8 protein-coding genes are annotated in these 7,186 nt (G+C 44.4%); 5 read left to right on the forward strand and 3 right to left on the reverse strand.

What is annotated here, in order from left to right:
* Positions 1-34: 34 nt before the first annotated feature.
* Positions 35-1,246, forward strand: a complete 1,212-nt coding sequence (locus FTU69_RS09120) for an aspartate aminotransferase family protein (protein ID WP_168396445.1) — start codon at positions 35-37, stop codon at positions 1,244-1,246.
* Positions 1,247-1,328: 82 nt separating this feature from the next.
* Here the strand turns inward: FTU69_RS09120 and FTU69_RS09125 are convergent, their stop codons facing one another.
* From FTU69_RS09125 to surE, 3 genes are all read right to left on the reverse strand, one after another.
* Positions 1,329-2,258, reverse strand: a complete 930-nt coding sequence (locus tag FTU69_RS09125; protein ID WP_005176807.1) for a LysR family transcriptional regulator — start codon at positions 2,256-2,258, stop codon at positions 1,329-1,331.
* Positions 2,259-2,351: 93 nt separating this feature from the next.
* On the reverse strand, positions 2,352-3,188 hold the full coding sequence (locus tag FTU69_RS09130) for a peptidoglycan DD-metalloendopeptidase family protein (RefSeq protein ID WP_016658404.1): 837 nt from the start codon (positions 3,186-3,188) through the stop codon (positions 2,352-2,354).
* 110 nt (positions 3,189-3,298) lie between these two features.
* A complete protein-coding gene (gene surE, locus FTU69_RS09135) occupies positions 3,299-4,075 on the reverse strand; it encodes a 5'/3'-nucleotidase SurE (RefSeq protein ID WP_075174788.1) in 777 nt (258 codons plus the stop codon).
* A 110-nt stretch (positions 4,076-4,185) separates the two neighbouring features.
* Here surE and FTU69_RS09140 point away from each other — a divergent pair, with 110 nt between their 5' ends.
* The 4 genes from FTU69_RS09140 (at position 4,186) to FTU69_RS09155 (ending at position 7,053) form a co-directional block, all read left to right on the forward strand.
* A complete protein-coding gene (locus FTU69_RS09140) occupies positions 4,186-4,557 on the forward strand; it encodes an MCR_0457 family protein (RefSeq protein ID WP_152342262.1) in 372 nt (123 codons plus the stop codon).
* Between the two features lie 197 nt (positions 4,558-4,754).
* Positions 4,755-5,150: an MCR_0457 family protein gene (locus FTU69_RS09145; RefSeq protein ID WP_163145941.1), complete on the forward strand. Its 396-nt coding sequence runs from the start codon at positions 4,755-4,757 to the stop codon at positions 5,148-5,150.
* Positions 5,151-5,267: 117 nt separating this feature from the next.
* Entirely contained in the window at positions 5,268-6,416 is a 1,149-nt protein-coding gene (dacC, locus tag FTU69_RS09150; RefSeq protein WP_005176801.1) for a D-alanyl-D-alanine carboxypeptidase PBP5/6, read from the forward strand.
* A 106-nt stretch (positions 6,417-6,522) separates the two neighbouring features.
* Positions 6,523-7,053: a gamma carbonic anhydrase family protein gene (locus tag FTU69_RS09155; RefSeq protein ID WP_180103778.1), complete on the forward strand. Its 531-nt coding sequence runs from the start codon at positions 6,523-6,525 to the stop codon at positions 7,051-7,053.
* The last annotated feature ends 133 nt before the right edge of the window (positions 7,054-7,186 follow it).

Genomic DNA, 7,186 nt, shown 5'->3' on the forward strand with positions numbered 1-7,186 from the left:
GTTTTTCTTTCCACCTAACAGTAAAGAGTTAGTCATGAACAATATTACCCTCGCTCCGGTACAAACTGATCAACCTTCACATTTGATGCCAGTCTTTGGTCGTCAACCGATCAGCTTTGTCCGAGGACGAGGTGCATATCTTTATACCGAAGATGGTACAGAGTATTTAGATGCCTTAACTGGGATCGCCGTTTGCGGTTTGGGTCATGCTCATCCAGTGATTGCTGAAGCAATTGCGGAACAAGCTGCAACCCTGATTCATACCAGCAACCTTTTTGAAGTGCCTTGGCAAACTGCTGCTGCACAGAAACTGGCTGAAGTCGCTGGCATGGAAGAAGTTTTCTTCTCCAACAGTGGTGCAGAATCGAACGAAGGCGCTATCAAAATTGCGCGTAAATTCGGTCATATGCAAGGTATTGCGTCACCAAAAATTATTGTAGCTGACAAATCTTTCCATGGCCGTACGCTGGCAACCCTATCTGCAACGGGTAACAAAAAAGTTCAACAAGGCTTTGGTCCATTGGTTGAAGGTTTTATTCGTGTACCGTTTGGTGATATTGAAGCCATTGAAGAAGCTGCAATTAACCATCCGGATATCGTGGCTATTCTGGTTGAACCGATTCAGGGTGAAGGTGGTGTCAACACTGCACCGCAAGGCTTTAGCTACCTAGAAGAAATCCGTCAGATCTGTAATCAGCACAACTGGTTAATGATGCTGGATGAAGTACAAACAGGTAATGGCCGTACCGGTAAATATTTTGCTTATCAGCACACCAATATTGTGCCGGATGTACTGACCACAGCTAAAGGTCTGGGCAATGGCTTCCCGATTGGTGCCGTGATGACTCAAGGTCGTGGTGTCGGTGTTTTGACTGCGGGTAACCACGGTTCGACTTATAGCGGTACTGCCCTGGGGTCACGTGTGGTCTACACCGTGATTGATATTATCCAGAAAGAAAATCTGGTCGAGAATGCCGCAAAAATGGGTAGCTATATTGTTGAGCAGCTACGCAACCAGCTGGCTGACCAAAATGTCAGCGTGCGTGGTTTTGGCCTGATGATCGGGATTGAATTACCTAAAGCCTGCGCAGAACTGGTGGATATTGCCCGTGATGAATACAAACTGATTGTCAATGTGACCGCCGGCTCCGTGGTGCGTTTACTGCCAACCTTGAACATTAGCCAGGAACAGGCCGATCAGCTGGTTGAACGTCTGGTGAAAATGATCAAAACGTTCCTGGCTTAAGCCGCGTGTTGATCTCAACAGATCTCTATCTGCATAAAAAAGCCGCATGATGCGGCTTTTTTAATTTCTGAATTGTTATATTTTATGAGGCTTCCTGGTAAATTCTGCCGCCAGGTAACTGACAAAAATACTGTTTTAAAGCATCCAGACAACGATGCACTTTCATTGGCTGCTGCTCACGTTTTGGCGTAATCGCATACAATGTAAAGGTCGGCAATTTCCATTCAGGTAATACTTCGACCAAAGAACCGTTAATTAAATCTTTTTGTACATCTAGATATAAAAGTCTCGCGATTCCGTGCCCTTGTAAACATAATGATTTGGCAATCAGAACATTATTTGTGGTGAGGCGAGAGCTCATGTCCAGTCCGACCACTTCACCCGTACTGGCGTGATGAAATGAAAAACTGGCATAATTTTTCATCAAATTTACTGGAATCAGGTCATGATTTTTTAAATCTTCAGGACGTGACACCGGTGTGGTCTGGTTCAGATAACTTGGTGATGCCACCAGAACCTGCTCAACGCGCGCCAGTGGCACTACATTCAGCTGACTATCTTCAATTTTTGAACTCATGCGCAAAGCAATATCTATCCGACCTTCAATCAGGTCAATAAACTGATTGTCCGCTTCGACATGTATGGCTAGGCCACGATGGGCTGACATCCAGTGCGACAATGCCGGAATGACATGATTCGCACCCAGTTCCGGGGTGGTTGCGATACGCAAATCACCTACCAGGTCATCGCGTAATTCATTAATGCGTATTTTACCACGCTCCGCAGCGGCGAGCATTTCCTGACAGCTGTGGAAAAAAGCTTGTCCAGCTTCAGTCAAACTCAGTTTTCGGGTGGAACGGTGTAACAGCGTTACTTCCATTTCATTTTCCAAAGAACGAATTTGCTGACTTACAGCACTTGTGGTGATACCGAGTTCACGCGCAGCGCCACTAAACGAGCTTTTTTCAACAACACAAGCAAATACACCCATTGCTCGAAGTTGATCTAACATAAATTTCCCTCTGAACTTATGAGATGCTCCTACCTTTGATAAAAGCAACTCATTGTATTATACGGTGAAATTTACGTTTTGCACTTAAAAAAATTAATTTATTGGTAAAACATTAGTCGGGTTGATCGGCTTGCCATCAAGGCGGACCTGGAATTCCAGCATGGTGCGGGTGGTGCCCGATGAGCCCATTTCGGCAATTTTCTGCCCTGCTGCTACATTTTGTCCACTATTCACGTTAAGTTTACTGTTGTGTGCATAAGCGGTGATATAGCCATTAATATGCTTAATTAACACCAGGTTACCGTATTCTTTCAGGCCATCTGCGGCATACACCACCTGCCCGTCTGCAGCTGCAAAGACCGGATCACCCACATTGCCGCCATAACGAATCCCTTTCACATTCGACGCTAAATTGAAGTTTTCAATTACTGCACCATTGGATGGTTTCACCCAGCGTAAAGAACCTACGGTAGAACTCACTGTCGGCGCCGGAGTAGTGGTTCGTGGTGTGGTTGTGGTCGTCGTGGTCACCGGTGCGGTCGGTGCTGGCGTAGTTTTTGGAATAGCAATGGTCTGACGCTGGATTGGTGCTGGCTGCGTTACCGGACGCGTTGTGGTGGTACGCGGCGCACTGCCACTTTTCAGACGAATTGACTGGCCCACATAAATCCGGTACGGCGCGGCAATATCGTTCATTTCCGCAATACTGAGATAACTTAAACCATAACGTGCTGCAATGCCGCTTAAAGTATCACCTGAGCGTACGGTATAGAAATTTGGCGCAGCCGCATAACGTGCAGAATTATGTACTTGAGGTTTAGACGCACAGCCACTGATGATGAGCGTAGAAATAACGGCTGTAGATACAAATAAAGTTTTCAACAATGTTGTCGGTGCTGCAAATAAACGACCGTGTGACACCAAAGGCATTAATCTTCCTCTCTACATCTTAAATGTAATTATTGAACTGCGCTAAGATTAACAAAAAAGCACCGAAAAAGAGTTTCAGACGGTACTTTTTCACAAAGTTATAACATTCTTTACAGGGCTGGACTCAAGCTGTCATGCAGATGCCCCAGAATATCGTAATTGGTCGCATCCATCTGAATTGGGGTGATGCTGACATAGCCATTGGCCACAGCAAAGAAATCCGACTGGATTTCACCCACATCTTTACGCGGGTCTGCAACGGCTTCTCCGGCCAGTCCAATCCAGTACACCTGACGACCGCGCGGATCGACATGGCTGGTAATCGGTTTAGATTGACTACGACGGCCCTGATAGGTAATTTTTGCGCCTTTTAATTCCGCCACATCTGGAATATTAATATTCAAAATGTGGCGTGGCGGCAAGGTTGGCAAGCCGTTGGCAATAAAATCATGCACCCACTGCGCGGCAACTGCATAATCGGCCGGATGCTGATAAGCTCGGACATTAGGGCCAGCCAGTGATACAGCTATGGCCGGCTGCGTCATTAAACGCCCTTCAAAAGCAGCACCAACGGTACCTGAATACAGTACATCATCACCCAGATTGGCGCCGCTGTTAATCCCGCTCACCACCAGATCAAATTCAAAATCAAACAGGCCATTCATAGATAAATAGACACAGTCTGCCGGAGTGCCATTCACCGCCCAGATATCTTCAGCAATCGGAATTGGACGTAAAGGACGATCTAAGGTCAAGGCACTGGAAAACCCGCTACGCTCACTTTCTGGCGCGACAATTACCACACGGCCCAAAGGTTTTAATGCGTGTGCAAGCGCCTGGATCCCTGGCGCAAAAACGCCATCATCATTGGCAATTAAGATATTCACAAATTTACTCTTCAAATTAAATAAATGACCGGTCAGCACATTTCATTGAAATATAATGAGAAGTATATATATTTAGTGTCGAACTTCCATCAATAAAAAGTGTGTATAACATGATTCGTCGCTTATCTGTACGTCGTTTACTGGGGCTTGGTTTTGCGGTAATTCTCTCTCAAGCGGTCAATGCTGAAGGCTTGACGGTAGAAGAAGCCAATACCATTGTAAAAGAAGACATTGCTGCCGCTCAGGTGATGGCTGAGGTTTGTCCGGCCATTATTGGCAAAAACGCCAAACTGGATAACAATATTCAGGCCTTAATTGAAACTTACCTGGCAGACTTAAAAGGTCAGACTTTAAGCTACAGCGCACTACAGGCCGATGCTGAATATAAGAATATTCTGATTGAAGCACGTGATGCCGCCAAAGAAACCACGGCAGATGAACAGAAAACTGTTTGTCAGGATGCTGCTACAATCGAACTGTAAGTTTGCGCTGACGCACCATCTTTATATCAAGAGTAATCAGCATAGGTTGATTGCTCTTTTTTATTGCATTTCTGATTTGGATTTTTAATTTTGAGTGTGTGTCAGCCTGCTCAGATACACTTCTTTTCTTTTCATTCTGTCAAAAATCATTAAGCTTATGGGCATGTGGTATTTTTAAGTTTCAGGTCTATTTTTTTATGTACATTTCCCAATTAAAAACGAAATCTTTGCAACTTCTGGCTGGTATCGCCATTACTTTGGGTTTGGGGCAAACCGCACTGGCACAGAATGAAAATATTGAAGTCACGCCACTTCAAAAAGTCACCCAGCAGGAACTGGCAGCCATTTATGTATTATCTGAAGTGTGCCCAGCGTTAATTCAGGACAAAGACCAGGCCAAATTTAACCAGGGCTATGCCAAACTGGCCAAAGAATATATGCCGGCAGAAAAAGATCCGGTTGCCGCTTTACAAGCCCTAAGCAAGCAAAAAAGTTTTAAACCGATGCTGGTTGAAGCACAGGCCGATGCCAAAAAAGCTGGAAGCCAGAAAAATAAAGCCATTTGCCAGGAATTGACCGCGTACAGCAAATAAAACTATTTGGTTACAATACTTTTTCCAATAAGCCGATTTCTCCCATAGAAGTCGGCTTTGCTTTATCCTAAAATGCTAGCCTCTTTTGTGCATATATCAAGTATTGGAACACCTAGAATGACTCGAAAAAGCGCCCTTGCTGCCTTACTCCTCCTACCAAGCTTTTCTTATGCAGCAACTGTTTTATCCAATCCGCCAGAACTCAACAATAAATCTTATGTTTTAATGGATTATGAAACAGGGCAAATTCTTGCATCGAAAAATGAAAATGAAAAACTTGCCCCGGCCTCAATGACCAAAATGATGACCAGTTTCATCATTGAACAAAAACTATTGAAGGGCGAGCTCACGGAAGATGAAAAAGTTCGTATGAACGAATCTGCATGGTGTCGTGGTAGTAGCACAGAATCATGTATGTATGTTCCGCTGAATGGCACTGCAACTGTACTTGAAATGCTGCGTGGAATTATTGTTCAGTCGGGTAATGATGCTTCTAAAGCCATGGCGGAACACATTGCCGGTAATGAAGGCACCTTCGCGCACATGATGAACGAAGAAGCTAAAAAAATTGGCATGACCAACACCCAGTTTATTAACTCGACTGGTATGCCAGCAGACGGCCATTATTCAACTGCCAAAGATATGGCAACCTTGGCCCAGCACATCATTAAAGATAGTTCTAAATACTATCCAATTTATTCAGAAAAAGAATTTACCTTTAATGGCATCCGTCAAGGCAACCGTAATGCCCTGCTCTATACAGACCCAAGTGTTGATGGTTTAAAAACCGGTCATACCAATGAAGCCGGCTACTGTTTAACGACTTCTGCAAAACGTGGCCCAACGCGTCTGATTTCTGTGATTTTTGGTGCGCCAACCATGCAGGAACGTGCGACACAAACACGTGAATTGCTGGCTTGGGGTTATGCCAACTTTGAAACCAAAAATGTACAGCCTGCAAATCAGGTCCTGGCCAAATCTAAAGTCTGGTTTGGTCAGTCGGATGAAGTACAAATTGGTCTGGCTGAAAACTTTAATGTGACCATGCCTAAAGGCAAAGCCAATGAAATTAAAACGCAATTGGTGGTTCAGCCGAAATTGACTGCGCCGCTACAAAAAGGCCAAGTCATTGGTAAATATGTCGCAAGCTTAGATGGTAAAGTAATTGCTGAAAAACCACTGGTGGCTTTAAACGCGGTTGAAGAAGCTGGTTTCTTCTCACGCCTCATTGACCATATCAAGCAGTTCTTTAGCAACCTGTTCTAAGTTTAAGGCACAACTTTAGACTTAAGTGAAGGCACTCATTCAGCGAATGGGTGCTTTTTCTTTTATACTATTGTCTTGATCATTCCACTTTTACGAGCAGATCACCATGAGCCAGAACATTCGTCCTTATTTAGATACCCATCCACAGATTGATGATTCCTGTTATATCGACCCGATGGGTGTGGTCATTGGTGATGTGGTATTAGGCGAAAATGTCTCGGTTTGGCCGTTTGCCGTAATTCGCGGGGATGTTAATTCTATTCGTATTGGCAACAACTCGAATGTACAGGATCATGCCATGCTGCATGTCAGCCATAAAAATGCCGATAAACCGGATGGCTCACCGCTAATTATTGGTGAAGATGTTACCATTGGCCATCATGTGACCTTGCATGGCTGCACAATTGGTAACCGTGTTTTGGTGGGTATTGGCACGATTATTTTGGATGACGTTGTTGTTGAAGATGATGTGATGATTGGCGCGGGTTCTCTGGTACCACCACGCAAGCGTTTAGAAAGTGGTTATTTATATGTTGGCAGTCCGGTACAAAAAGTACGCCCGCTGACTGATAAAGAAAAAGCCTTTTTGCCCTATTCAGCGCAGAATTATGTGAAGGTTTCGGGGGATTATAAGTAAAATTGGTGTTATTCCAAAGTAGAAATGTCCTACCTAATAACCAAATAGAAATGTCCTATATGGACATTTCCAAGTCAAGCACAGGATTTAGATTTCGTTCTTGAATTGCTGTTTTCTGTGCACGTCTGCTTGG

It is taken from the genome of Acinetobacter sp. YH12134 (genome assembly GCF_013418555.1).
Classification (GTDB): domain Bacteria; phylum Pseudomonadota; class Gammaproteobacteria; order Pseudomonadales; family Moraxellaceae; genus Acinetobacter; species Acinetobacter indicus.

Coding starts and splice junctions, on each gene's coding strand:
- FTU69_RS09120 (WP_168396445.1), top strand. CDS start 35: ATGAACAATATTACCCTCGCTCCGGTACAAACTGATCAACCTTCACAT.
- FTU69_RS09125 (WP_005176807.1), bottom strand. CDS start 2,258: ATGTTAGATCAACTTCGAGCAATGGGTGTATTTGCTTGTGTTGTTGAA.
- FTU69_RS09130 (WP_016658404.1), bottom strand. CDS start 3,188: ATGCCTTTGGTGTCACACGGTCGTTTATTTGCAGCACCGACAACATTG.
- FTU69_RS09140 (WP_152342262.1), top strand. CDS start 4,186: ATGATTCGTCGCTTATCTGTACGTCGTTTACTGGGGCTTGGTTTTGCG.
- FTU69_RS09145 (WP_163145941.1), top strand. CDS start 4,755: ATGTACATTTCCCAATTAAAAACGAAATCTTTGCAACTTCTGGCTGGT.
- dacC (WP_005176801.1), top strand. CDS start 5,268: ATGACTCGAAAAAGCGCCCTTGCTGCCTTACTCCTCCTACCAAGCTTT.
- FTU69_RS09155 (WP_180103778.1), top strand. CDS start 6,523: ATGAGCCAGAACATTCGTCCTTATTTAGATACCCATCCACAGATTGAT.